Source organism: Limnohabitans sp. 2KL-17 (assembly GCF_003063415.1).
GTDB lineage: Bacteria > Pseudomonadota > Gammaproteobacteria > Burkholderiales > Burkholderiaceae_C > Limnohabitans_A.
This window is the reverse complement of record NZ_NESK01000003.1, coordinates 38,927-62,674: the sequence shown is the minus strand read 5'-3', so window position 1 is coordinate 62,674 and position 23,748 is coordinate 38,927. Positions and strand designations below refer to the sequence as shown.

Sequence of the window (23,748 nt, the reverse complement as noted above, 5' to 3'; positions counted from 1 at the left end):
CAGCGATCTGGGATACCGCCACCCATAATGGCGAGGTGAGGCTGGAGCGCCAGGCCCCATGCAAGTCTGCATGAGACCATTCGGCACCGGCTGTTTTAAAAGTATCGGAGTGTCCACATGGCACGCGTTTGCGAAGTAACGGGCAAAGGCCCAATGACGGGAAACAATGTTTCCCACGCCAACAACAAAACCAAGCGCCGGTTCTTGCCGAACCTGCAATACCGTCGTTTCTGGGTTGAAACAGAAAACCGTTGGGTGCGTCTGCGCGTTTCCAGCGCCGCTCTGCGCCTGATCGACAAAAATGGCATTGATGCCGTTCTCGCAGACCTGCGCGAACGTGGCCAAGCCTAAACCCAGAACATTAGGAGTCATACACCATGGCAACCAAAGGCGGACGCGAAAAAATCAAGCTGGAATCCACAGCTGGCACTGGTCATTTCTACACGACCAGCAAAAACAAGAAAACAATGCCCGAGAAAATGTCGATCATGAAGTTCGACCCAAAAGCTCGCAAGCATGTTGAGTACAAGGAAATCAAGCTGAAGTAATTCAGCCTGAGCTTTGTATCCCCAAAAACCCGCTGTTCCGACAGCGGGTTTTTTTATGCCTGAGCGCAATCGCTGGGCATGCACTTAGACACATAGTTAAAAGCAGGGACTTCACCAAGAGGCGCCGGCACTTGCCGCCTGACATTCAATAGCGCCTTAGGGCTTGACCCCTGACGGCAATGTTGCGTGGAATTACCCCAAGAACCGCCGCCCAAAAACAGACATGGCCCGAAGGCCCTGTCTGCATGAACGCGAAAAGGATCAGGCGGCCTGGCGAACAGCCCTCAACTTCACAGAGAAGTCTCGCAACGCAGCGATTCCACTTTCTTCGGCACGGCGGCACCAGGCTTGCAAATCAGCCGCCAGTTGTTCACGCGAATGTGAGGTGTTCAGCCAGATTTGGCTGAGCTCTTCTCGCATTTGCACCATTTTGTCGAGCACAGGGCTGGCTGCCCGGGCTTGCCTGAGCTGCGCTTGCGCAGAAGCAGGAACCTTGGCGCTGTCACGATGCAACCAGCGCTGAGCGGCTTGCAAGGCGTGGGCGTCGAGCTTGAGTTTGCTGGCTTCTTGCTGCATCACGGTGCGCACATTGCGTGCATAACCGGCCATCACTTCGTAACGGTTGGCAATCAAGGCTTCCAGCGTCTTCTCATCGGCCACGGGGCGGATGTCGCCGTATGCAAGACGCGGCGGCGTCTTCTTGACGGTGGCCAGACCCATGGTTTCAAGAATTCGGATGTACAACCAGCCGATGTCGAACTCGTAGGGTTTGACAGACAACTTGGCCGATGTGGGGTAAGTGTGGTGGTTGTTGTGCAACTCTTCGCCACCAATCAGAATGCCCCAAGGCGAAATGTTGGTGCTGGCGTCATGCGCCTCAAAATTACGGTAACCCCAGTAATGCGCAGCCCCGTTGATGAGGCCTGCGGCCGTGATCGGGATCCATGCCATCTGAACAGCCCAGACCGTCAGGCCCAGAAAGCCAAACAGCGCCACATCGATGATCAGCATCAAGGCAACGCCTTGCCACGAAAAACGGGTGTACAGGTTGCGCTCAAGCCAGTCATCTGGCGTGCCATGCCCAAACCGCTTCAGGGTCTCCAGGTTCTTGGATTCCTTGCGGTAAAGCTCGGCACCGGTCAACAACACAGTTTTGATGCCGTGCACATGCGGGCTGTGAGGGTCTTCAGCTTGTTCACATTTGGCATGGTGCTTGCGGTGAATGGCTGCCCATTCCTTGGTGACCTGGCCCGTGGTCAGCCAGAGCCAAAAACGGAAAAAGTGTGAAGGGATCGCGTGCAAGTCCAAAGCACGGTGCGCCTGGTGACGGTGCAGAAAAATGGTCACGCTGGCGATGGTGATGTGGGTCAGGCCCAAGGTGATCAACAGCATTTGCCACCAAGAGAAGTCAAACAGGCCATGGCCCATCCACTGAATCACGGAATCCAAAAAGGCCCAATCAGGCAACAACATGAGTTTGTCTTTCTACTGACGCCTGATTTCAGGCAATTTGTCGATTTTAAGTTTTCCGCCGTCAAAAAGACAGCTATTTCCGCCGAATCCGAACTGAATGAATCAGAAAATTTACTTTCTGACCCATGCTGCGGCAAAAAAACCATCTGTGGCATGGCGGTGGGGCCATAACCTCAGGAATGTGCCGCCAGGCGGGGCATCGGGGTTGGCATCGCCCGATGGCGCAGGTGAACACAAATTGGCGGCGTCCGGCACCTTCAGCCGTTCCAGTTCCTCGGCCACATTCAAGGGAACGAAGTCGGGGTTGGCGGCACCAAAGGCTTGGGCGATCAGCTCGTTTTCTTCCGGCAAAACACTGCAGGTTGCATACACCAGCCGTCCGCCAGACTTGACCAAGCGTGAAGCACTTTGCAAGATGGCTTGCTGCTTCTCGGTCAACTCCTGGACAGCTTGGGGCTTTTGGCGCCACTTCAAGTCGGGGTTGCGGCGCAAGGTGCCCAAGCCCGAGCAAGGGGCATCGACCAGCACACGGTCGATCTTGCCCGCCAAGCGCTTGACGCGGTCATCACGCTCGTGTGCGATGGCTGCCGGGTGCACGTTGGACAGGCCGCTGCGTGCCATGCGGGGCTTCATCGCATCCAGCCGGTGGCCGGACACATCAAACGCGTACAGGCGACCGGTGCTGCGCATGGAAGCGCCCAGCGCCAGCGTTTTGCCGCCTGCGCCTGCACAAAAATCCACCACCATCTCACCCCGGTGCGCGTCCACCAGCAAGGCCAGCAACTGCGAACCCTCGTCCTGCACTTCAATGGCGCCACGGGTGAAGGCATCGGTACGCTGCAAAGCGGGCTTGGTCTCCAGCCGCAAACCCCAAGGCGAGTAAGGCGTGGGTTTGGACGCGATGCCGGCTTGCGCCAACTCTTTTTGAATCTCGCTGCGTTTGGACTGCAGCATGTTGACGCGCAAATCCAGTGGTGCCGGTTCTTGCAGGTTCTGGGCCAGCGTCCAGAAATCCTCACCCAGCTGGGCTTGCAGGGCCTGTGCCATCCATTCGGGCAGGTTGTGACGGTGCGGGGCCATCAGGGCACTGGCAGGAATGGCGTCACAGGTGGCCAGCCATTGTTTTTCGGCATCGTTGAGTGCGGCAGCCAGAAAGTCGCGCGGGCCGAAGAACCCCAAAATCGCGAGCTTGCGTTCTTTGGGGCCTGAGCCCGAGCGGGCCAACTGCTCAAACAGCAATTTTTTGCGCAACACAGCAAAAGCCGTTTCTGCCAGTGTGGCGCGCTCACGGGGACCAAGAGCACGGTGCTCGCGGAAATAGCGCGACACAACTGCATCAGCAGGGTGTTCAAATTGGAGGCACAGCCTGACCAGATCGGCACAGGCGTCTAAAAGGGCTTTTGGATGCATGGAGTCTATTGTCCCATCCCAGCCCTTGCAGAATGAACCCCACCCCAGAAAGCGCCCATGTCCGAGCTACTTCCACCACTGATCGAAACGCCCAAAGGCCTGTACAGGCATTACAAAGGCGGTCTGTACCGCGTGCTTGGCACCGTGCGCCACAGTGAAGACCTGCAGCCCATGACGCTTTACCAGGCCCTTTATGGGGAACAAGGCCAGTGGGTCAGGCCAGCGGCCATGTTTGCGGATGTGGCCGAGTTCAACGGCAAGGTGCAGGCGCGCTTTGAACGGATCGGCGACTGAAACTGCCAACTGGCAGGCACGTTCAGGCCCGGCTTGAATCTGTGGACCGCAAAAAGTTGGCCACAGCACGCGGATAAATGAGGTGTTCTTGCGAGAGCACCCGAGCCCCCAGCGCATCGGCGGTGTCACCGGGCAAGATCGGCACCACCGCCTGGGCCAGGATGGCGCCGTGGTCCAGCTCGGAGGTGACCTGGTGCACCGTGGCCCCGGCAAACTGGCAGCCTGCATCGATGGCCCGCTGGTGCGTGTCAAGCCCCGGGAAAGCGGGCAGCAAAGACGGGTGAATATTGAGCAGTCGCCCCTCGTAATGCGCCACAAAACCTGGTGTGAGGATGCGCATGAAGCCAGCCAACACGACAAGGTCTGGGGAAGATCGGTCAATTTCGGCCATCAAGGCAGCATCAAATGCTTCGCGGCTGTCGAAAGCCTTGTGGTCCAGCACCCCCGTGACAATGCCATGCGCTTGGGCCACACGCAAGCCTTGGGCATCGGCCCGATTGCTCAAAACGGCGGCCACGCGGGCGTTCAATCGCTCAGCCCAACGGCCTTGCTCGGCAGCATCGACAATGGCGGCCATGTTCGAGCCCGAGCCAGAAATCAGAATGACAATGTTTTTCATGCAGGACTGAATTATCCCCGCACACTTTTGACAAACCGGCTTTTGTCGCACCAAGGACAGGCCTTAACACGTTGCGCATGATAAAAAGTACGACCGTTTGTTTTTGATGGCGCAGCCTTCAACCGACGCCCCACCACCCCACCGGAGAAAGTTCCCCATGGATTTGGCATTCACCCCCGAAGAACTCGCATTTCGTGACGAGATTCGCACCTGGGTCAAGGACAACTTGCCTGCAGACCTGGCCCGTAAAGTGCACAGCGCCATGCGCCTTACGCGCGAAGACATGCAGCGCTGGGCGAAAATTTTGGGCAAAAAAGGCTGGTTGGGCTGGGGTTGGCCCAGCCAATTTGGCGGACCGGGCTGGACGGCCATTCAAAAACACCTGTTTGAAGAAGAATGTGCCTTGGCCGGCGCCCCCCGCGTTGTTCCATTTGGTCCTGTGATGGTGGCCCCCGTGATCATGGCTTTTGGCAATGCCGAGCAACAAAAACGCTTTTTGCCCGGCATCGCCAGCGGCGAAGTCTGGTGGAGCCAGGGCTACAGCGAACCGGGCTCAGGCTCGGACCTCGCGTCGCTGAAAACCCGCGCTGAACGCGTGGGCGACAAATACATCGTGAACGGCCAAAAAACATGGACCACCCTGGGCCAATACGGTGAATGGATCTTCTGCCTGGTGCGCACCAGCACCGAAGGCAAGCCACAAACCGGCATCTCCTTTTTGCTGATCGACATGAAGTCGCCCGGTATCACCGTGCGCCCCATCAAGCTGCTGGACGGCGAGTGCGAAGTCAATGAAGTCTGGTTTGACAACGTCGAAGTGCCTGCCGAAAACCTGGTCGGCGAAGAAAACAAAGGCTGGAACTACGCCAAGCACTTGCTGGCCCACGAGCGCACCAACATTGCCGATGTGAACCGGGCCAAGCGTGAGCTCGAGCGCCTCAAGCGCATCGCCAAAGCCGAGGGCGTGTACGACGACCTTCGATTCAGGGACGAGATTGCCAAGCTCGAAGTCGACATCGTGGCCCTCGAAATGCTGGTGCTGCGTGTGCTGTCAGCCGAGAAATCAGGCAAAAACTCACTGGACATTGCGGGCCTGCTGAAGATCAAGGGCAGCGAAATCCAGCAGCGCTACAGCGAGCTCATGATGCTGGCCGCTGGCCCCTTCAGCCTGCCCTGCATTTTCGAAGCCATGGAGGCTGGCTGGCAGGGCCAATTCCCAGGTGGCGTGCTGGCCAATGCGCCGCTGGCTGCCAACTACTTCAACATGCGCAAGACCTCCATTTATGGCGGCAGCAATGAAGTGCAACGCAACATCGTCGCGCAAACCGTGCTCGGCTGACCCGAAAGGATTTCAAAATGGATTTCGATTTTTCAGAAGACCAAGAACAATTGCGTGATGCGGTGCGCAAATGGGTGGACAAGGCCTACAACTTCGATCGTCGGCGCGCCATCGTGGCTGCCGGTGGTTTTGACCGCGCAGCCTACGGCGAGATGGCCGAGCTGGGCCTGACAGGCCTGTATGTGAGTGAAGAAAATGGCGGCATGGGCATGGGCCCGACCGAAGCCATGGTCACCATGGAAGAGCTCGGACGCGGCATCGTGCTCGAACCTCTGACCCAGACCCTGATCGCCAGTGCGACACTGCAAACCCACGCCCCTGCGGCCTTGCAAACCGCCTGGCTGCCCCGCATGGCTTCGGGTGACGCGATCGTGGTGCTGGCCTACCAGGAGCGTGCTGCCCGCTACCAACTGAACCGCTGCACCGCACAGGCCAGCGAGTCGAACGGTACCTGGACCGTCAGCGGTACCAAGAGCGTGGTGGCCGTGGGCGACCAGGCCGATGCTTATCTGGTGCCTGCCACTGTGAACAACCAGATCGCGCTGTTTTTGGTTGAACGCAAAGCCAGTGGCGTGAGCACACAAGCCTATGTCACACAAGACGGCTCATGCGCCGCCGAAGTGGTGCTCCACCAGGCATCGGCGCAACTGGTCACGCTGAACGGTCTGACCGCCCTCGAAGAAGCCGTGGACATCGGCATGGCCTGCGCCTGCGCTGAAGCCGTGGGTGTGATGGACAAGACTTTGGCCATCACCGTGGACTACATGAACACGCGCAAGCAATTCGGCGTGGCCATCGCCAGCTTTCAGGCCCTGCGCCACCGCGTGGCCGACATGAAAATGCAACTGGAGCTGGGCCGCTCAATGAGCTACTACGCCAGCTTGAAGCTGAACGCGCCCAAAGAAGAACGCCGCCGCGCCATGGCACGTGCCAAATACCAATTGGGCGTGTCCATGCGCTTCATCGGCCAGCAAGCGGTGCAACTGCACGGTGGCATTGCCGTGACAGACGAGTACATCGTCAGCCATTACTTCAAGAAACTGACGCAGCTGGACATGACATTTGGCGACACCTTGCACCAACTGGGTGAAGTATCAGCACGCATGCAAGACACTGCTGGCGTGTTCGCCTGACGGGCTCTTCGGCACTTGGCAAAAACAAGGGCTCCACCAGGAGCCCTTGTTCATTTCAGCGCGGTCATTCCAAGGCCGTCATTCCGCTTCACGCACACGCAAAAAGCTGGCAAAACGCGGCAAGCCCGAAGGCGTGCGGTCTCGGTAACGGTAAGTGACCCAAGCGCCGATGGGTGGTGGCTCGCGGCGCAGCGCATCGCTCAGGCCCGATCCCAAGGCAAATCGCTGGCCTGAGGGCATCTGCAACAGCAAAGCACCGGTCTGGCCCTTTAACCGGCCCTTGCCCGGTTGGTGCCCCACCACTTGGCCTTCTTCGTCGGGTTCAGGCTTGAGCTTGTACAAGGCATCTGTGCGCCCTGGTCGCCACAGGGCATCGGCCCGGTGCAGCACAAGGCCCTCACCTCCTTGACGCACAGTTTCTTGCAAACGCACTTGCACATCCGAATTGTCTTTGACGGTCTCCTGATGCACTGGCATCAACCAATTCACACCTGCGGCCTTCAGAGTTGATTGCAAAAAAGACACCCTCTCAGCAAAGGGGGCTGCACGGCCTGGGGCATCAAACACCAAATACTTCACTGCGCGCCACGCCGCGTCATCGAGCACCTCTTTGCGCACCACGCCCGACAAGAGGTCAAACTGCCCGCGTCCGATCCAGAGTTCACCATCCAGCGCCACCTGTGGCAAAGCCGCGATAAACCAGGGCGGGGCCGACAAGACGCGCCCGCTGCGAAAACGCAATACCTGACCATCCCAGACGGCGCGCACACCATCGAATTTTTCGCTGACTAAAAAACCTTGGGGTGATCGGGTGGGCAGCCAGGGTGTGGCCAATTGAACAGGCGACTGGGACGGGGTCAGTTTGTCTGCCTCTTTGGCCAAGGCCAAGCTCGGCAGCCAGGGACCGATGAGCAAGGCGCCCAAAGCTCGGCGCCGGCTGAGCCCCTGGTCTGCATCGCTTGAATCTACATGTTGGGGGCTTTGCGCATTGTCAAACTCACGGGTCGGCATGATGGGTCTCCCTGAAAGCGCCAGGCGACTTAAGCTTGGCCTTTTGTTTTCAAAAAATCCATGATGCGGCTGTTTGTACGCCAGCGCAAGCGAAAATGCAAAACCCTTGGGATCAACCCATCAAGCGGGAATTTTTAGGCACATGGGCCATCAAAAAAGCCATCTGATCAGACAGGATGCGGCGGTTGCGAAGGATGAAGTCTTCCCACAGGCTGGGAACGTAAGGTGCGTACAGCAATGGCATACGGGCCTGCTCGGGGGTTCGACTGCTTTTGCGGTGGTTGCAGGAGCGGCAGGCCGTGACCACGTTCATCCAGTGATCAGGACCGTTCTGGCACAAAGGAACAATGTGTTCACGGGTGAGCACCGCCTCGTCAAAATGCCCGCCGCAATAAGCGCAAAGGTTGCGGTCGCGCACAAAAAGTTTGGTATTGGTCAGGCCTGGGCGCATGCCAAAAGGGTTGATGCGGGGCACTCCCTGGGTCCCGATGATGCTGTTGACCGTGATGATGGACTGGTGGCCAGTGAGCGCGTTGTGCCCACCATGAAAAACGGCCACTTGCTGCCCCGCTTCCCAACGCACTTCGTCAGCTGCGTAATGGGTGACTGCCTGCTCCAGTGAGATCCACGATTGCGGCAGCCCTTGGGCCGAGAGTTTCAAAACCTTCACAAAAGCCTCCATCCAACAGTACAAGGACCACTGACACGAAAAGTTCTGTCTCGATCCTGTCTCAAGCATGGCCTGAAAATGCTCGCCATAGCAAGCCGCAAAAGGCCCCGGCCTGGAGGATCGGGCTCAGTCACAATATACCCTCTTACTTTGACAAAACCGTTGCAGTTGGCGCCGTGCCAGCAAGACGGGCCAATACCCAAACGACATGAAGGTCTTCCGCGGATTCCATCACCCTGATCTGGCTGCTGCCTGCGCACTGACCATCGGCAACTTTGACGGCGTGCACCGGGGCCATCAGGCCATGCTGGCCCTGCTGCGCAGCGAAGCCGCGCACCGGGGCGTGCCCAGTTGCGTGATGACTTTTGAGCCCCACCCCCGCGACTACTTTGCCAAGCTGCTCAAAAAACCTGAGCTGGCCCCCGCCCGCATCGCCACCTTGCGCGACAAACTCCGCGAGCTCGAACGCTGCTGCGTTGACCAAGTGGTCGTTTTGCCATTTGACGCCCGACTGGCCAACCAGTCGCCCGAAGACTTCATCCAGCAAGTTCTGATTCAGGGCCTGGGCGTGCGCTACGTGCAGGTGGGGGATGATTTTAGATTTGGCGCCCGGCGCTTGGGCGACTACGCCATGCTGGATGCCGCTGGGCAGCGGCTGGGTTTCGATGTGGCACGCATGAACAGCTATGAAGTCCATGGGCTGCGCGTGTCCAGCTCTGCCGTGCGCAAAGCCTTGGCCGAGGGGCAGCTGCAAACCGTTCAAGCCCTGCTGGGGCGGCCCTACAGCATCAGCGGCCATGTGGTGCACGGGCGCAAGCTTGGACGCGAACTGGCCGCCACCGCGCAGGGCGCGGGCGATGGCTTTCGCACCCTGAACCTGCGGTTTTCACACTGGAAACCCGCCGCCAGCGGCATCTTCGTGGTTGAAGTTCACGGTCTGTCGGACCGCCCGCTAAAAGGTGTGGCCAACCTCGGCATTCGACCCTCTCTGGACCCGAACGACATCAATGGTGGCCGGGTGCTGCTGGAGACCCACGCCTTTGACTGGCCTGCAGAACTGGGGGCCGAAGGGGGCTACGGTAAAATCGTTCGCGTGGATCTGCTGCACAAACTACACGATGAACTCAAATACGACGGTATGGACGCTCTGACAAAGGGCATTGCCAAAGACTGCGAAGAAGCACAGGCATGGTTTGCTTCGCGCCAAGGCCACAATGCCCAGTCTTTGAGCCGCCAGACCACCCGCGACCGAATTTGACGCTCCGGCCCTCGTTTGCTGCCTTTCGACAGGCTCAGAGCGAACGACCCCAACGGCCCCTCCTTTTTTGATCTCTCCGAACACCCCAGCGTTCGGGCTGAGCTTGTCGAAGCACTTCAGGCCCCAAGTACCTTATGACCGAACAAAGCACTGACTACCGCGCCACCTTGAACCTGCCGGACACGCCGTTCCCTATGCGCGGCGACCTGCCCAAGCGCGAACCCAACTGGGTCAAGGACTGGAACGAAGGCGGCCTGTACAAAAAACTGCGCACTGCGCGCCAAGGTGCCCCCCTGTTTGTGCTGCACGATGGCCCACCCTATGCCAACGGCAAGCTGCACATCGGTCACGCCCTGAACAAAGTCCTCAAAGACATGATCGTCAAAAGCCGCCTGTTGTCGGGCTTTGACGCGCAATACATCCCTGGCTGGGACTGCCACGGCCTGCCGATCGAAAACGCGATTGAAAAACTGCATGGCCGCAACCTGAGCCGCGACGACATGCAGGCGAAAAGCCGCGCCTTTGCCACCGAGCAAATCGGCCAGCAACGCGAAGACTTCAAGCGCCTGGGCGTGCTGGGCGACTGGGAGCGCCCTTACCGCACCATGGACCCGGCCAACGAAGCCGGTGAAATCCGCGCCTTCAAACGCGTGGTCGAGCGCGGCTTTGTGTACCGGGGCCTCAAGCCTGTTTACTGGTGCTTTGACTGCGGTTCATCCTTGGCCGAATTCGAGATCGAATACCAAGACAAAAAGAGCGAAACCCTGGACGTGGCCTTTGAGACCGATGATTCGGCGCAACTGGCAGCCGCCTTTGGCCTCGGCACTTTGCCCGCTGGCCAAAGCGCGTTTGCGGTCATCTGGACCACCACTGCCTGGACCATCCCCGCCAACCAAGCCCTGAACGCTCACCCCGAGCTGAGCTATGCCCTGGTGCAAACCGAGAAAGGGTGCTTGGTGCTGGCCGAGTCGCTGGTGGAAAAATGCCTGGAACGCTTTGGCTTGCAGGGCGGGCAGGTGCTGGCCACCGCCAAGGGCAGCCAACTCGGCGGCCTGAACTTCCGACACCCTTTGCACGATGTGGACGCAGGCTACAAGCGCCTGTCGCCGGTGTATCTGGCCGAGTACGTCAGCGACAGCGATGGCACCGGACTCGTCCACTCTTCGCCCGCTTACGGCGTGGATGACTTCAACTCATGCATCGCCAATGGCATGAAGTACGACGACATTTTGAACCCGGTGCAAGGCAACGGCACCTACGCAGCCGACTTTCCGTTGTTTGGCGGGCTGCATATCTGGAAAGCCATTCCAGTGGTGCTGGATGCGCTGCGCAACGCCGGCCGCCTGCTGTCCACCGTGACCATCACCCACAGCTACCCGCACTGCTGGCGCCACAAAACCCCCGTCATCTACCGCGCCGCAGCCCAGTGGTTTGTGCGCATGGACGAAGGCATTGGCGTGTTCACAAAGGACAAAGCCCCCAAGACCCTGCGCCAACTGGCGCTGGACGCCATCGAGCAAACCCGGTTCTACCCAGAAAACGGCAAATCACGCCTGCGCGACATGATCGCCAACCGCCCGGACTGGTGCATCTCGCGCCAACGCTCTTGGGGCGTGCCCGTGCCGTTTTTTCTGCACAAGGACAGCGGCGAGTTGCACCCGCGCACCATGGCCATCCTGGACCAGGCCGCTGACATTGTGGAAAAAGGCGGCATTGAAGCCTGGAGCCGCGTGACGGTGGAAGAGATTCTGGGCGCAGCCGATGCCCCTCAGTACACCAAGAGCACCGACATCCTTGAAGTGTGGTTCGACTCAGGGTCGACCTTCCAGCATGTGCTGCGCGGCAGCCACAAGGATGCTTATGGTGTGCCACCTTTCCACACCGACGGCCCCGAGGCAGACCTGTACCTGGAAGGGCACGACCAGCACCGAGGTTGGTTCCACAGCTCGCTCTTGCTGGGCTGCGCCCTGTATGACCGCGCCCCTTACCGTGGCTTGCTGACCCATGGCTTTGCCACCGACGGCCAGGGCCGCAAGATGAGCAAGTCGCTGGGCAACACGGTCGACCCGCAAACCGTGACCAGCAAGCTGGGCGCTGAAATCGTGCGCCTTTGGGTGGCCAGCACCGATTATTCGGGTGACCTCAACATCGACGACAAGATCCTGGCGCGCGTGGTGGACGCCTATCGCCGCATCCGTAACACCCTGCGCTTTTTGATGGCCAACGTGAGCGACTTTGATCCGGCCACCGACACGGTGCCCGACGACCAATTGCTCGAGATCGACCGCTTTGCCCTCAACCGCGCGGCCGAGTTACAAGCCGACATCCTGGCCCACTTTCAAGTCTATGAATTTCACCCGGTGGTCTCCAAGTTGCAAATCTACTGCTCGGAAGACCTGGGGGCGTTTTACCTGGACGTGCTGAAAGACCGTCTGTACACCACTGCGCCCAAAAGCCTCGCCCGGCGCAGCGCGGAAACCGCGCTCTACCGCATCACCCACGGGATGCTGCGCTGGATGGCACCTTTCCTGTCCTTCACAGCCGAAGAAGCCTGGAGCACATTCGGCACATCCGAATCCATCTTCATGGAAACCTTCAGTGACCTCGGCACAGCCGATGCCGCGCTGTTGGCCAAATGGGCGCGCATTCGGGAAATCCGCGATCTGGTCAACAAGGACATCGAGAACCTGCGTGCAGCAGGCCAAGTGGGTGCGTCACTGCAGGCCGACATCACGCTGCATGCGCCTGCCGCCGACCATGCCTTGCTGGCCAGCCTGGGCTCTGACATCAAGTTCGTGTTCATCACCTCCAAAGTGACTTTGCACGCGGGTGAACAACTGGCGGTCCAAGTCAGCGCCAGCCAGTCCGTCAAATGCGAACGCTGCTGGCACTACACCGACGACGTGGGCCAGGACTCCGCTCATCCCACGGTCTGCGGCCGATGCGTGAGCAACTTGCATGGCTCTGGCGAAACCCGCCAGATCGCCTGACCCGAAAACCCCTCAAAACATATGGCCAGCTCCAAAAAATTCGGTAAAAACGGCAGCAGCAAAAGCCAAGGCTTGATGCTCTGGCTCGGTATTGCCCTCTTGATACTGGTGCTCGACCAGTTCACCAAAGTGTTGGTCCTGGGCGCGTTCCAATTGGGCGACAGCACCCCGATCACCTCGTTTTTCAATTTGGTTCGGGTGCACAACCACGGTGCGGCTTTCTCGTTTTTAGCCGGGGCAGGCGGATGGCAACGTTGGTTCTTCACCGGGATTGGCATATTCGCGGCCGTTTTCATGGTCTGGATGCTGCACTCGCACCCAGGTCAAACGCTGTTCGGTCTGGCCATCTCGCTCATCCTGGGTGGCGCGATTGGCAACGTGGTCGACCGTCTGTTGCGTGGCTACGTGGTCGACTTTCTCGACTTTTACTGGGGCGCCTGGCACTTCCCGGCCTTCAACGTGGCCGACAGCGCCATCAGCGTGGGCGCTGCGCTGCTGATCCTCGACGAAATCCTGCGGGTGCGGCGCGGACGTTGACCCGCCCCCCCCAAAGAAAAAGCCCGCCAAAGCGGGCTTTTTCAATTCAAGCTGGCTGTCACAGCGTGATGATCGTGCAGCCCGTTGTCTTGCGGGCTTCCAGCGCCTTGTGCGCTTCCTGAATCTGCGCCAGTGGGAATGTCTGATCGATGTGAATTTTCACCTTGCCACTGACCACCGCATCAAACAGCTCATCGGCCATCTCCTGGGTGTTTTCGCGTGTGGTGATGTGGTTGAACAGGGTCTGGCGCGTCACATAAATTGATCCTTTGGCGCCCAGAATGCCCGGTGCAAATGGGGGCACTGGGCCCGATGCGTTGCCAAAACTGGCCAGCAGACCGAACGGGGCCAGGCAATCCATGGACTTGTCCCAGGTGTCCTTGCCCACCGAGTCGTACACCACCTTGACCCCCTTGCCGCCGGTGATCTCTTTCACTTTGGCCAAGAAGTCTTCGGTCGAATAATTGATGCAAAACTCCGCACCATTGGCCTTGGCCAGTGCGCACTTGGCATCGCTGCCTGCGGTGCCGATCAGGCGCAAGCCCAAAGCCTTGGCCCACTGGCAGGCGATCAAGCCCACGCCCCCTGCAGCGGCATGGAACAACACAAAGTCACCGGCTTTCAAGCCACCTTGTGGCCAAGTGCGCCTGAGCAGGTATTGCGCCGTCAGACCCTTGAGCATCATGGCCGCGCCGGTCTCGAAAGAAATCGCATCGGGCAGCTTGCACACGCACTTGGCGGGCATCACACGCACTTCGCAATAACTGCCCGGTGGCTGGCTGGCGTAGGCAGCGCGATCGCCCATTTTCAGGTGCGTCACGCCCTCGCCCACGGCTTCGACCACGCCCGAGGCTTCCATGCCGAGCTTGAGTGGCATGGGCAAGGTGTACAGGCCACTGCGCTGGTAGACGTCGATGAAATTCAGGCCAATGGCTTTGTGGCGAATGCGAATCTCGCCGGGGCCGGGTTCGCCCACGTTCACGTCAACGAATTTCATGACTTCAGGGCCACCGTTTTGGTCAATCTGGACTGCAAGGCTCATCGAGTTCTCCTGTAGGGTAAATGCAAGCAAGGCCTGACTTTGCCATGAAACGCATCCTCCCGTGCAAAGGACAAGCCTTTGGACGGACAGGTCGGCGACAGCGGGAAAACCCGGATGCCGATACAGTGCCCCATGTCTCAAAAACTATCGCCCATGACGGCCTTGTTGCTGACGGTGCCCCCCGTGCTGTGGGCAGGCAATGCCGTGGTGGGTCGCCTGGTCAGCGACCTGGTGCCTCCCATCACACTCAACTTGCTGCGTTGGGCTGTGGCCTTGGTCATCTTGCTGCCACTGGCCTCCTGGGTCCTTCGCCCCGGCAGCGGCCTGTGGCAACACTGGAAGCGCTTTGCCCTGCTCAGTCTGCTGGGTGTGGGCTGTTACAACGCCCTGCAATACCTGGCCTTGCAAACCTCGACCCCGCTCAACGTGACTCTGGTGGCGGCCAGCGGCCCGGTGTGGATGCTGGCCATCGGGGCGCTGTTTTTTCAGGCGCCTGTGCGGCGCGCACAAATCCATGGCGCCGTGTTGTCCATCCTGGGCGTGCTGGTGGTGCTGTCACGGGGCGATTGGGTGCAGCTCATGGCGGTGCGCTTGGTGGCCGGTGATCTGTTCATCTTGCTGGCCACCGCCTGCTGGTCTTGGTACAGCTGGCTGCTCAGCCGCAAGGACGAGCCGGAGGCCATCCGGCAAGACTGGGCAGCGTTCTTGCTCGGCCAAGTGGTTTTTGGCTTGGCCTGGTCGGGCCTGTTTGCCGGCATGGAATGGGGCCTGACCGATGCCCGCATCACCTGGGGCTGGCCACTGATCAGCGCGCTGGCCTTTGTGGCTATAGGTCCTGCCGTGCTGGCCTACCGCTGCTGGGGCTTGGGCATTCAGCAGGCAGGCCCTGCGGTGGCTGGCTTCTTTGCCAACCTCACGCCGCTGTTTGCCGCCATCTTTTCAGCCGCATTTTTAGGCGAGTTGCCACACCTGTATCACGGGCTGGCGTTTGCGCTCATCGTCGGCGGGATCTGGGTGTCATCTCGGCGATAAAAAGGTGATGGGTCACCGTTGAATCGGCGTGAAGGTCATCAATAAGTCCCCGCGTAAGCCCCACCATCGGCCAGCACGTTTTGCCCCGTCATGTACGCGGCCTGCTGGCTGCATAAAAAAGCACAGATGGCGCCGAACTCTTGAGGGTTGCCGTAGCGGCCTGCCGGGATTTGGGCTTGCTGAATCATGCGCAACTCTTCCACAGTCTTGCCTGCTTTTTCAGCCATGGCGGGCAGTGTGGCGCGTATGCGGTCGGTGTCAAACTTGCCAGGCAACAGATTGTTGATGGTCACGCCTTGCGCAGCAATTTTGCTGCGCGAGGCACCGGCCACAAAACCCGTCAGACCACTGCGTGCACCATTGGACAAGCCGAGCACATCAATGGGGGCCTTGACGGCGCTGGAGGTGATGTTGACGATGCGGCCAAAACCGCGTGCAGCCATGCGGTCAACCGTGGCCTTGATGAACTCAATGGGCGTGAGCATGTTGCCGTCGATGGCCTTGAGCCAGGCATCACGGTCCCAGTCGCGAAAGTCACCGGGTGGCGGGCCACCCGCATTGGTCACCACGATGTCGTAGTCTTTGCCGGGGCCACCGGGCACGTTCCAGATGGCTTCGCGTCCAGCTTCGGTGGTGATATCCACCGCCACGCCAATCAGCTGCACTTTGCCGCCTGTTTCCACGCGCAAATCGGCCACGGACTGGTTCAGCAGCTCAGCGCCTCGCGCCACCATGACCACGTTCACGCCTTCCAGCGCCAGCGCGCGGGCGCAACCCCAGCCCAGGCCTTTGCTTGCGCCACCCACCAAAGCCCACTTGCCTGCAATGCCTAAATCCATGTTGATCTCCTGAAGTTCATGTTGTGCGACACAAGGCCGCGTTAACCGATGCGGCCCTGAGGCCGCGTTACCCAAAATACGCCACTCAGAACCAATGCGGTGCCGGCAATGATCCATATGTTGAAAGGCTCGTCCAGCAACCACACCCCCATCAGCAATGTAGCCATGGGACCGATCATGCCGGTTTGTGCGGTCAGCCCTGGCCCGATGCGTTCAATCGCCATCATGACCAGCAGCACAGGCAGCACAGTACACGCGGTGGCATTGAGCAAGGACAGCCACAGCACCGGCTCGGGCACCTGCGCGCTGGCCATGGGCCTGAGCAGCACAAACTGCAAGATGCAGAAAAAACACGCCACAGTGGTTGCCAGACCCGCCAGGCGCAATGCGCCCAGTCGCTGAACCAATTGGCCGCTGTAAGTCAGGTAAGCGGCATAAGTGACGGCGCTGAGCAAAACCAGCAAAGCCCCCAGCGCCGCATGCGTTCCGGCCAAGCTGACCTCATGGCCAAACACCAGCAGGACGCCGGAATAACTGATGGCCATGGCCACACCCTGACGGTGACTGATGCGCTTTTTAAACAGGAACCAGCCCAGCACCAGGACCAGCGTGGGGTTGAGGTAAAGGATCAGCCGCTCCAATGAGGCGCTGATGTATTCCAGCCCCCAAAAATCCAGGAAACTCGACAGGTAATAACCACAAAAGCCCAGCCCCACCACACCCAGCCAGTCACGCTGCGTCAAAGGCGCTTTGCCGCGCCCGGCCCACCAGGCCATGAGCACGAACAAGGGCAGGGCAAACAACATGCGGTACATGATCAGGGTGACCGCATCCACACCATGGCGGTAAGCCAGCTTGACGATGATGGCTTTGCCACTGAAAGCGATGGAACCCGCAACGGCCAAAAGCAAACCGGTGGTGACATGGGAAGATTTTTGAGAAGTCATGGTTCAACGCCCGGTTCGGGCCAACACCCAAACGAGCAAGTCTTCGGCTGCCAACTCCGGTGTGTTCGCGTGGTTGGCACGCACCACCAGATAACGGCTGTCAGGATGAGCGGGCAATTTTTGATAGATGTCGGTCGATGCAGCCCCGTGCAGAGAATCCAACGTGCCAATGGCCCAAAACACGGGCACGGGCTTTTTGGCGTTCTGTGCGCTCAGCGCCATATTGCCCCAACCCCGGGGGTTGAAATAACTCCACAAAGCCGCCGCCGATGTCTTGACAGGGCGGCGCTGCCCCTGGTTGATGTCGGTCATCTCAACCACAGTGTCACCCTGCCCCGCATCGACCAACTGGCGTGCGGCATCGACACTGCGTTGCACATCTGAAACCTGGTAAAAAATCTCGGGGACATGGCCGGGCGCCATGGGCAGCAAGGCATCCGCATCACCCACCTGGGCCATGTAGGCCAAGGTCGCGTTGGCGCCAAAGCTTTGCCCGCCCACCGCCACCCATTGCACACCCGACTGCCTTAACTCAGCCACCGCCTGGCGAATTTGTGCCAGCGCATCGGCATAGGGCCGGTCGTACAAGCGGTTGCGCGACCACGGCATTTCCAGCAACTTGACTTGGCAGTGGGGTGTCAGTTTTTGCACCACCGGCTTGAGGTAAGGCGATTGCGGCATGCCCCACTTGCCATGCATCATCACCACACCGCATGACAAGGGCTGCGCCGTTGCGGCTGCACTGGCCAAGGCCCCCACACACGCGAGAAAAAGACCGCGCCACCCGCAATGCATCAAAAACCCACAGCCTGGCCATCACGGCGCGGATCGCTGGCGGCCATGTAGCCTTCCACGCCAGGATCACCCATGCGCCAGATGAACTGGCCGGCACCAAAATCTTGGTAAGAGTCGTTGATGATGTCCAGTTGGTGACCGCGTGCGATCAGGTCCTGCACGGTTTGGCCGTTCATGGCAGCTTCCACGTTGATGTTCAACCCCGTGTTGTAGCGCCAGCGCGGCGCATCACAGGCCGCTTGCGGGTTTTGCTGGTAGTCGAGCATGCGCACCAAGGTTTGCATATGCCCCTGGGGCTGCATGTTGCCGCCCATCACGCCGTAGCTCATGACCGGCTGGCCGTCTTTGGTGAGGAAAGCCGGGATGATGGTCTGGAATGGCCGCTTGCCCGGCGCGACCAGATTGGCCGTGTTTGGGCCCTTGGGGTTGGTACTGAAACCATGGCCCCGGTTTTGCAGGCTGATGCCGTAAGTCGGCTCCACAACGCCCGAGCCGAAGCCCATGAAATTGCTTTGGATGAAACTGACCATCATGCCGTTTTCATCAGCCGCCGTGAGGTAAATGGTGCCACCTTTGACCGGGTTGCCCGCCTGAAAGTTTTGCGCCTTGCGCATGTCGATCAGCTTGGCCCGGCTGGCCAGATAGGCCGGGTCGAGCATCTGTTCTGGCGTGACCTCCATGTAGCGCTGATCGGCCACGTAGCGGTACACGTCGGCAAAAGCAAGCTTCATGGCTTCGATTTGCAGGTGCTGTGAATCCACCCCGTCCACCGGGTGGCTGGCCAAGTCAAAGTGGGAGAGGATACCCAAGGCGATCAAGGCAGCGATGCCTTGCCCGTTGGGCGGAATTTCGTGCAGGGTGTAGCCCCGGTAGTTTTGCGCCACCGGCTTAACCCACTCCGGCTTGAAATCGGCCAGGTCTTTGGCGGTGATGCTGCCGCCGTGCTCTTTCGCAAAGCGTTCAATGGCCTCTGCGATTTCGCCGCCATAAAGGGCCTGGCCCTTGGTCGCCGCGATGGCCTTGAGGCCCTTGGCCGCATTTTTGAACTGGAACAACTCACCCACCTCGGGTGCACGGCCCCAGGGCAAAAAACTTTGCGCAAAACCGGGCTGCGACTGCAACTCGGGGGTGGCTGCTGCCCACTTTTGCTGCACCACCACAGGGATCAGATAGCCGCGCTCGGCCACCTCAATCGCTGGCTCCAACAAGTCGGCAAAAGGCAACTTGCAAAAGCGCTCGCTCATGCTGACCCAACCGGCGACGGCGCCGGGCACCGTCACAGAATCAAAACCACGCTTGGGTGGGGTTTGCACGTCAGCGCCGTATTTGCGGTGAAAGTAATCGGGTGTCCAGGTGGCGGGTGCCGGGCCTGAGGCATTGAGCCCGTGCAGCGCCTTGCCGTCCCACAAAATGGCAAATGCATCCGAACCCAGGCCGCAGCTCACCGGCTCGGTGAGGGTGATGACCGCAGCGGCAGCGATGGCGGCATCCACAGCGTTGCCACCCTTGAGCATCATGCGCAAGCCCGCTTGAGCGGCCAGGGGGTGCGATGTGGACACCACATTGCGTGCAAAAAGCGGCAAGCGGGTGCTGGTGTAAGGGTATTGGTTTTGAAAATGCATGTCAGTCCAGCGTGATCTTGCGCTCGGTGATGGTCTTTTTCCATTTGGCCGATTCTTTGGCCAGCATGGCGGTGAATTGGGCGGGTGTGCCGCCCACGGGCTCAATGCCAAAGCGTTGCAGTTTGTCGATGACTTCAGGGTCTTGCAGCACCTGGTTGGCAGCGGTGTTCACTCGGCTGACCACTTCAGGCGGCAAGCCCTTGGGACCAAACAGGCCAAACCAGGTGGTGGACTCGTAACCGGGCAGCACATCGGCGATGGGCGGCACGCCCGGTGCCAAAGGCGTGGCTTTGAGCGATGTTACGCCCAGGGCACGCAAACGGCCATCCCGCACGTGCGGCAAGCCGGTGGGCAAACTGTCAAACAGCACATCGACCTTGCCGCTGACCAGGTCAGGAGTGGCCAGGGCCGTGCCTTTGTAGGGAATGTGAACCACAAACAACTCGGCCTGCGCCTTGAACAGCTCGGCCGTCAACTGGACGATGGTGCCGTTGCCGCTCGAGGCATAGTTCAGGCGGCCTGGGTTCTTTTTGGCGTAGTCGATCCATTCCTTGACGGTTTTGGCGGGTGAACTGTTGGGCACCAGCATGATGCTGGGGGCATTGCCGACCTGGCTGATGGGTGTGAAGTCGCGCACAGCGTCGTAGGGCATGCGCGGGTTCAGGTTGGGACCAATCGAGTGCGTGCTGGATGTGGAGAGCAGCAAGGTGTAGCCGTCGGGCACGGCCTTGGCGGCCAGGTCGGAGCCCAGGGTGCCGCCTGCGCCAGGGCGATTTTCGACCACCAAGGCGGCCCCCATTTTTTCGCCAAGTTTTTGCGACAGCGTGCGGGCAAACAAATCGGTGGCGCCCCCAGCTGGGAAAGGCACGATCAGGCGCACGGGTTTGCTTGGGTAAGACTGTGCGTGCGCTGGATTCAGACACACAAAAGCCATGAACATGGCCAACAGGGTCGGGATCAAATCTTGTCTTTTCATGAAATGTGCTCTGGCAAATGACGGGTCGGACGACCCAAGCAAAGTTATTTTGGCAGACCTGTGCCACTGGCTCGCGCCCACAAGTGACATGCACATGAAGGACGCACAACAAAAACGGCCTCCGAGGAGGCCGTTGGTGAGCTTGAACCGTCAACCGATCACTCTTCGACGAAAGCCTCTTGGCGCTTTGATTTGATCGATGGCAAAGCCACAATGATCAGCAAAAGCAGCGCAACAGCCAACAAACTGGCCGACAAAGGACGCGTGACAAAGACACTCCAGTCACCCCGCGACAGCAGCATGGCGCGACGCAGGTTTTCTTCCATCATGGGGCCCAGAATAAAGCCGAGCAACAGGGGGGCTGGCTCCATGCCGAGTTTGATGAAGGTGTATCCGATCACACCGAACATGGCCACCATCCAGATGTCCCAGGTGTTGTTATTCGTGGAGTACACCCCAATGGCGCAGAACAGCACAATGGCAGGGAACAACCAGCGGTAGGGGACTGTCAAGAGCTTGATCCAGATGCCGATCAATGGCAGGTTCAAAATGATCAGCATGGCGTTGCCGATCCACATGGAAGCGATCAGCCCCCAGAACAACTCAGGGTTGCTGGTCATCACCTGAGGGCCAGGCTGGATGTTGTGAATGGTCATCGCACCCACCATCAAGGCCATCACGGCATTGGGCGGGATGCCCAGCGTCAACAAGGGGATGAAAGAGGTTTGCGATGCCGAGTTGTTGGCCGACTCAGGGGAAGCCACACCACGGATGTTGCCCTGCCCGAATGGCACCTCGCCCGGCTTGAGCTTGGTTTTCTTTTCGATGGTGTAAGCCGCAAAGGCCGCCAGCAAGGCACCGCCACCGGGCAAGATGCCCAAAGCAGAACCCAGCGCTGTGCCACGCAAAATGGCAGGTACCATGTTTTTGAAGTCCTCGGCAGTGGGCATCAAACCCGTCACTTTTGCGGTGAAAACCTCACGGTCTTCTTCGGGCTTGGCCAAGTTGGAAATGATCTCACCGTAACCGAACACACCCATGGCGATCACGATGAAGCCCACACCATCGGTCAACTCGGGGATGTCGAAGCTGAAACGGGCCACACCCGAATTCACATCGGTACCGATCAGGCCCATCAACAAGCCCAACACGATCATGCCCACAGCCTTGATCAAGGAGCCGGAAGCCAGCACCACAGCACCGATCAGACCCAAGACCATCAGAGAGAAGTATTCAGCGGGACCGAACTTGAAGGCCACCTCGGTCAGCGGACCTGCAAAGGCCGCGAGGATCAAGGTGCCCACACAACCGGCAAAGAATGAACCCAGCCCTGCAGCAGCCAGTGCCGGCCCTGCGCGGCCTTTGCGGGCCATTTGGTAGCCGTCAATCATGGTCACAACGGATGAGGCCTCACCGGGCAGGTTGACCAGAATGGCCGTGGTTGAACCACCGTACTGGGCGCCGTAATAGATGCCGGCCAGCATGATCAGTGCAGCCACAGGGGGCAATGCGTAAGTGGCGGGCAGCAGCATGGCGATGGTGGCCACAGGCCCCACGCCCGGCAAGACACCGATCAAAGTACCCAGCAAACAGCCGATGAAAGCGTAAATCAGGTTTTGAAAAGTGAACGCCACTCCAAAACCAAGGGCGAGGTTGTCAAACAGTTCCATGAATTATTTCTCCTCAACCGGTAATGAAGGTGGGCCAGACTGGGAACTGCAATTTGAGCAGCATCACAAAAGCACCGTAGCAGCCGATCGACAGGACGGTGGCCAGAATCAGAACTTCTTTGAGTTTGAAGGTCTCACCGGCCAAACTGACCACCAAGGTGGTGCCGAAGATCGCTGCGATCAATCCCATGGCGGGCACGCCCAGGTTGGGCAAGCCACCCAGCAAGATGCCGAACAGCACGTTGCCGGCGATGATGTAGAACAAGGGCTTCCATGCCCAGGCACCGATTTTGTCACCGTCCTGGGTCTCGACCGTCAAGGACTTGAACATGACGAACGCCCCGATCAAGGCCAACAAAATGCCCAGAAGCAGGGGGAAGTACCCAGGTCCCATGCGTGCGCCTGTGCCCACGTTGTAGTTGGTGGCGCCAATGGCAAAAGCAGCACCTGCGACCGTGTAGAACAGTCCGGAAAAAAAGTCTTTTTGACTCTTGATGTTCACGAGAAATCTCCTCTGATTGAGTTGGAATGATTCTGCGTGAACAAGTCCGCCGGGGGGATGTGGGTTACACCTACAAGCCAGGTCTTTCGGAGCTATGGTTTACCCTATGCTCAAATCGGCAATCGGGTCAACTCCCAAAGCCAGCGCGATCATTTGGTGAGCGGCTTGAACACCTTGAACCATTTCTGTGCGGGCAGGCCCCATTTGTCTTCAATGGCAGTGGCTGCCGACATCAAGGCTTCGCGCGAGGGTCTGCTGGCGGTGCGCTGCGCCAGCACAATGGCATTGCCTTCGCGGGTCGGCTTGAATGCCCAGACGGCGTCTCCGCCAAATGCTGCACAAATTTTTTCCACGCTCTCGGCATAGCTCGCCGAACGGCCAAACAGGTTCACCGTCATGCAGCCTTGTTGGCTCAGCAGTTCACGGCAATGGCGGTAAAAATCGGGTGTATCGAGCACCGGGGCAGCGGCCTCTTCGTCGTACAAATCAACCTGCAATGCATCGACTGTGCCACGCCATTCATCCGACTGAATTTCCAATGCCGCATCGGCCAGCACGACACGCAGGCGCTCGTCGTCAGGCGGCAAACGAAACCAGCCCCGACAGGCGTGCAACACCGCCGGGTTCAACTCGATCGCCGTGCAAGTCATCTTCAGTTTTTTATAGCAAAACTTGGTGATGGTGGCCGCACCCAAACCCAGTTGCATGGCATGCGCGCCCTTGACTTCTTCAGGCGGAAAAAAAAGCAGCCAGGCAAACATGCGCTGCACATACTCCAGCTCGATGTCATAAGGCCTGTCCAGGAACATCGAGCCCTGAATCCACTCAGTCCCCAAGTGCAGGTAACGGATTTCCCCATCCTCGGAAAAATTGACTTCAGGCAGTTCGATGGGTTTTTTTCGGCTCATGGGTTCAAGATCGCCCAACAGGCGATGGGTTTTTGTTCAAAGGTCCAGGATGCATTCGCTGAACCGCTCGATGGTAGGCGATACAAGCGGGCAACCTCAGGCGATGGGTCAAGCGCGCATTTGCCGCCAGAAC

Annotated in this window: 23 protein-coding genes; 9 read left to right on the top strand and 14 right to left on the bottom strand. The window is 59.2% G+C overall.

Going from position 1 to position 23,748, the window contains the following annotated elements:
- Positions 1–117: 117 nt before the first annotated feature.
- Positions 118–351, top strand: a complete 234-nt coding sequence (gene rpmB / locus B9Z45_RS02060) for a 50S ribosomal protein L28 (protein ID WP_108405578.1) — start codon at positions 118–120, stop codon at positions 349–351.
- A gap of 26 nt (positions 352–377) precedes the next feature.
- Entirely contained in the window at positions 378–548 is a 171-nt protein-coding gene (gene rpmG, locus B9Z45_RS02055; protein WP_006298735.1) for a 50S ribosomal protein L33, read from the top strand.
- Positions 549–809: 261 nt separating this feature from the next.
- Here rpmG and B9Z45_RS02050 read toward each other — a convergent pair whose 3' ends face one another.
- Together B9Z45_RS02050 and B9Z45_RS02045 are read right to left on the bottom strand one after the other, a co-directional pair.
- Entirely contained in the window at positions 810–2,021 is a 1,212-nt protein-coding gene (locus tag B9Z45_RS02050) for a fatty acid desaturase (protein WP_108405577.1), read from the bottom strand.
- 111 nt (positions 2,022–2,132) lie between these two features.
- Positions 2,133–3,431 carry an RsmB/NOP family class I SAM-dependent RNA methyltransferase gene (locus tag B9Z45_RS02045; RefSeq protein ID WP_108405576.1) on the bottom strand — a complete coding sequence of 433 codons (1,299 nt, stop codon included), beginning with the start codon at positions 3,429–3,431 and terminating at the stop codon, positions 2,133–2,135.
- A 57-nt stretch (positions 3,432–3,488) separates the two neighbouring features.
- On the opposite strand from B9Z45_RS02045, the gene B9Z45_RS02040 reads away from it, so the two are divergent.
- Positions 3,489–3,725 (top strand): DUF1653 domain-containing protein, encoded by a 237-nt coding sequence (locus B9Z45_RS02040; protein ID WP_108405575.1) that lies wholly within the window; start codon positions 3,489–3,491, stop codon positions 3,723–3,725.
- A gap of 22 nt (positions 3,726–3,747) precedes the next feature.
- Here B9Z45_RS02040 and purN read toward each other — a convergent pair whose 3' ends face one another.
- Positions 3,748–4,344, bottom strand: coding sequence for a phosphoribosylglycinamide formyltransferase (gene purN / locus B9Z45_RS02035; protein ID WP_108405574.1), 597 nt, complete (start codon positions 4,342–4,344; stop codon positions 3,748–3,750).
- A gap of 157 nt (positions 4,345–4,501) precedes the next feature.
- Here purN and B9Z45_RS02030 point away from each other — a divergent pair, with 157 nt between their 5' ends.
- Positions 4,502–5,683 (top strand): acyl-CoA dehydrogenase family protein, encoded by a 1,182-nt coding sequence (locus tag B9Z45_RS02030; protein WP_108405573.1) that lies wholly within the window; start codon positions 4,502–4,504, stop codon positions 5,681–5,683.
- 17 nt (positions 5,684–5,700) lie between these two features.
- Positions 5,701–6,816, top strand: coding sequence for an acyl-CoA dehydrogenase family protein (locus tag B9Z45_RS02025; protein ID WP_108405572.1), 1,116 nt, complete (start codon positions 5,701–5,703; stop codon positions 6,814–6,816).
- Between the two features lie 78 nt (positions 6,817–6,894).
- Here B9Z45_RS02025 and B9Z45_RS02020 read toward each other — a convergent pair whose 3' ends face one another.
- Positions 6,895–7,827, bottom strand: coding sequence for a DNA ligase (locus B9Z45_RS02020; RefSeq protein ID WP_108405571.1), 933 nt, complete (start codon positions 7,825–7,827; stop codon positions 6,895–6,897).
- 112 nt (positions 7,828–7,939) lie between these two features.
- On the bottom strand, positions 7,940–8,497 hold the full coding sequence (locus tag B9Z45_RS02015) for an HNH endonuclease (protein WP_108405663.1): 558 nt from the start codon (positions 8,495–8,497) through the stop codon (positions 7,940–7,942).
- 208 nt (positions 8,498–8,705) lie between these two features.
- On the opposite strand from B9Z45_RS02015, the gene B9Z45_RS02010 reads away from it, so the two are divergent.
- The 3 genes from B9Z45_RS02010 (at position 8,706) to lspA (ending at position 13,282) form a co-directional block, all read left to right on the top strand.
- Positions 8,706–9,755: a bifunctional riboflavin kinase/FAD synthetase gene (locus tag B9Z45_RS02010; RefSeq protein WP_108405570.1), complete on the top strand. Its 1,050-nt coding sequence runs from the start codon at positions 8,706–8,708 to the stop codon at positions 9,753–9,755.
- 134 nt (positions 9,756–9,889) lie between these two features.
- Positions 9,890–12,745 (top strand): isoleucine--tRNA ligase, encoded by a 2,856-nt coding sequence (ileS, locus tag B9Z45_RS02005; RefSeq protein ID WP_108405569.1) that lies wholly within the window; start codon positions 9,890–9,892, stop codon positions 12,743–12,745.
- Between the two features lie 21 nt (positions 12,746–12,766).
- A complete protein-coding gene (gene lspA, locus B9Z45_RS02000; RefSeq protein WP_108405568.1) occupies positions 12,767–13,282 on the top strand; it encodes a signal peptidase II in 516 nt (171 codons plus the stop codon).
- A 58-nt stretch (positions 13,283–13,340) separates the two neighbouring features.
- Here the strand turns inward: lspA and B9Z45_RS01995 are convergent, their stop codons facing one another.
- Entirely contained in the window at positions 13,341–14,324 is a 984-nt protein-coding gene (locus B9Z45_RS01995) for a quinone oxidoreductase (RefSeq protein ID WP_108405567.1), read from the bottom strand.
- 132 nt (positions 14,325–14,456) lie between these two features.
- Between B9Z45_RS01995 and B9Z45_RS01990 the strand changes: the two genes are divergently transcribed.
- A complete protein-coding gene (locus tag B9Z45_RS01990) occupies positions 14,457–15,356 on the top strand; it encodes a DMT family transporter (protein ID WP_108405662.1) in 900 nt (299 codons plus the stop codon).
- A 38-nt stretch (positions 15,357–15,394) separates the two neighbouring features.
- Here the strand turns inward: B9Z45_RS01990 and B9Z45_RS01985 are convergent, their stop codons facing one another.
- From B9Z45_RS01985 to B9Z45_RS01950, 8 genes are all read right to left on the bottom strand, one after another.
- Positions 15,395–16,195, bottom strand: coding sequence for an SDR family oxidoreductase (locus B9Z45_RS01985; protein ID WP_108405566.1), 801 nt, complete (start codon positions 16,193–16,195; stop codon positions 15,395–15,397).
- A gap of 41 nt (positions 16,196–16,236) precedes the next feature.
- Positions 16,237–17,142 carry a DMT family transporter gene (locus B9Z45_RS01980; protein ID WP_108405565.1) on the bottom strand — a complete coding sequence of 302 codons (906 nt, stop codon included), beginning with the start codon at positions 17,140–17,142 and terminating at the stop codon, positions 16,237–16,239.
- 3 nt (positions 17,143–17,145) lie between these two features.
- Positions 17,146–17,937 carry an alpha/beta hydrolase gene (locus B9Z45_RS01975; protein ID WP_108405564.1) on the bottom strand — a complete coding sequence of 264 codons (792 nt, stop codon included), beginning with the start codon at positions 17,935–17,937 and terminating at the stop codon, positions 17,146–17,148.
- Positions 17,937–19,559: a gamma-glutamyltransferase family protein gene (locus B9Z45_RS01970; RefSeq protein ID WP_108405563.1), complete on the bottom strand. Its 1,623-nt coding sequence runs from the start codon at positions 19,557–19,559 to the stop codon at positions 17,937–17,939. The genes B9Z45_RS01975 and B9Z45_RS01970 overlap by 1 nt, the downstream gene beginning before the upstream one ends.
- A 1-nt stretch (position 19,560) precedes the next feature.
- Positions 19,561–20,499, bottom strand: coding sequence for a Bug family tripartite tricarboxylate transporter substrate binding protein (locus tag B9Z45_RS01965; RefSeq protein WP_370445797.1), 939 nt, complete (start codon positions 20,497–20,499; stop codon positions 19,561–19,563).
- Between the two features lie 194 nt (positions 20,500–20,693).
- Complete coding sequence (locus B9Z45_RS01960; RefSeq protein ID WP_108405561.1) at positions 20,694–22,205, bottom strand: tripartite tricarboxylate transporter permease; 1,512 nt, start codon at positions 22,203–22,205, stop codon at positions 20,694–20,696.
- Positions 22,206–22,218: 13 nt separating this feature from the next.
- A complete protein-coding gene (locus B9Z45_RS01955) occupies positions 22,219–22,707 on the bottom strand; it encodes a tripartite tricarboxylate transporter TctB family protein (protein WP_108405560.1) in 489 nt (162 codons plus the stop codon).
- 149 nt (positions 22,708–22,856) lie between these two features.
- Complete coding sequence (locus B9Z45_RS01950) at positions 22,857–23,615, bottom strand: spermidine synthase (RefSeq protein ID WP_108405559.1); 759 nt, start codon at positions 23,613–23,615, stop codon at positions 22,857–22,859.
- Between the last annotated feature and the right edge of the window lie 133 nt (positions 23,616–23,748).

Bases quoted from the DNA above. Each gene is read 5' to 3' on its own strand.
- rpmB (WP_108405578.1), top strand. From the start codon at position 118: ATGGCACGCGTTTGCGAAGTAACGGGCAAAGGCCCAATGACGGGAAAC.
- rpmG (WP_006298735.1), top strand. From the start codon at position 378: ATGGCAACCAAAGGCGGACGCGAAAAAATCAAGCTGGAATCCACAGCT.
- B9Z45_RS02050 (WP_108405577.1), bottom strand. From the start codon at position 2,021: ATGTTGTTGCCTGATTGGGCCTTTTTGGATTCCGTGATTCAGTGGATG.
- B9Z45_RS02045 (WP_108405576.1), bottom strand. From the start codon at position 3,431: ATGCATCCAAAAGCCCTTTTAGACGCCTGTGCCGATCTGGTCAGGCTG.
- B9Z45_RS02040 (WP_108405575.1), top strand. From the start codon at position 3,489: ATGTCCGAGCTACTTCCACCACTGATCGAAACGCCCAAAGGCCTGTAC.
- purN (WP_108405574.1), bottom strand. From the start codon at position 4,344: ATGAAAAACATTGTCATTCTGATTTCTGGCTCGGGCTCGAACATGGCC.
- B9Z45_RS02030 (WP_108405573.1), top strand. From the start codon at position 4,502: ATGGATTTGGCATTCACCCCCGAAGAACTCGCATTTCGTGACGAGATT.
- B9Z45_RS02025 (WP_108405572.1), top strand. From the start codon at position 5,701: ATGGATTTCGATTTTTCAGAAGACCAAGAACAATTGCGTGATGCGGTG.
- B9Z45_RS02020 (WP_108405571.1), bottom strand. From the start codon at position 7,827: ATGCCGACCCGTGAGTTTGACAATGCGCAAAGCCCCCAACATGTAGAT.
- B9Z45_RS02010 (WP_108405570.1), top strand. From the start codon at position 8,706: ATGAAGGTCTTCCGCGGATTCCATCACCCTGATCTGGCTGCTGCCTGC.
- ileS (WP_108405569.1), top strand. From the start codon at position 9,890: ATGACCGAACAAAGCACTGACTACCGCGCCACCTTGAACCTGCCGGAC.
- lspA (WP_108405568.1), top strand. From the start codon at position 12,767: ATGGCCAGCTCCAAAAAATTCGGTAAAAACGGCAGCAGCAAAAGCCAA.
- B9Z45_RS01995 (WP_108405567.1), bottom strand. From the start codon at position 14,324: ATGAGCCTTGCAGTCCAGATTGACCAAAACGGTGGCCCTGAAGTCATG.
- B9Z45_RS01990 (WP_108405662.1), top strand. From the start codon at position 14,457: ATGTCTCAAAAACTATCGCCCATGACGGCCTTGTTGCTGACGGTGCCC.
- B9Z45_RS01985 (WP_108405566.1), bottom strand. From the start codon at position 16,195: ATGGATTTAGGCATTGCAGGCAAGTGGGCTTTGGTGGGTGGCGCAAGC.
- B9Z45_RS01980 (WP_108405565.1), bottom strand. From the start codon at position 17,142: ATGACTTCTCAAAAATCTTCCCATGTCACCACCGGTTTGCTTTTGGCC.
- B9Z45_RS01975 (WP_108405564.1), bottom strand. From the start codon at position 17,937: ATGCATTGCGGGTGGCGCGGTCTTTTTCTCGCGTGTGTGGGGGCCTTG.
- B9Z45_RS01970 (WP_108405563.1), bottom strand. From the start codon at position 19,559: ATGCATTTTCAAAACCAATACCCTTACACCAGCACCCGCTTGCCGCTT.
- B9Z45_RS01965 (WP_370445797.1), bottom strand. From the start codon at position 20,499: ATGTTCATGGCTTTTGTGTGTCTGAATCCAGCGCACGCACAGTCTTAC.
- B9Z45_RS01960 (WP_108405561.1), bottom strand. From the start codon at position 22,205: ATGGAACTGTTTGACAACCTCGCCCTTGGTTTTGGAGTGGCGTTCACT.
- B9Z45_RS01950 (WP_108405559.1), bottom strand. From the start codon at position 23,615: ATGAGCCGAAAAAAACCCATCGAACTGCCTGAAGTCAATTTTTCCGAG.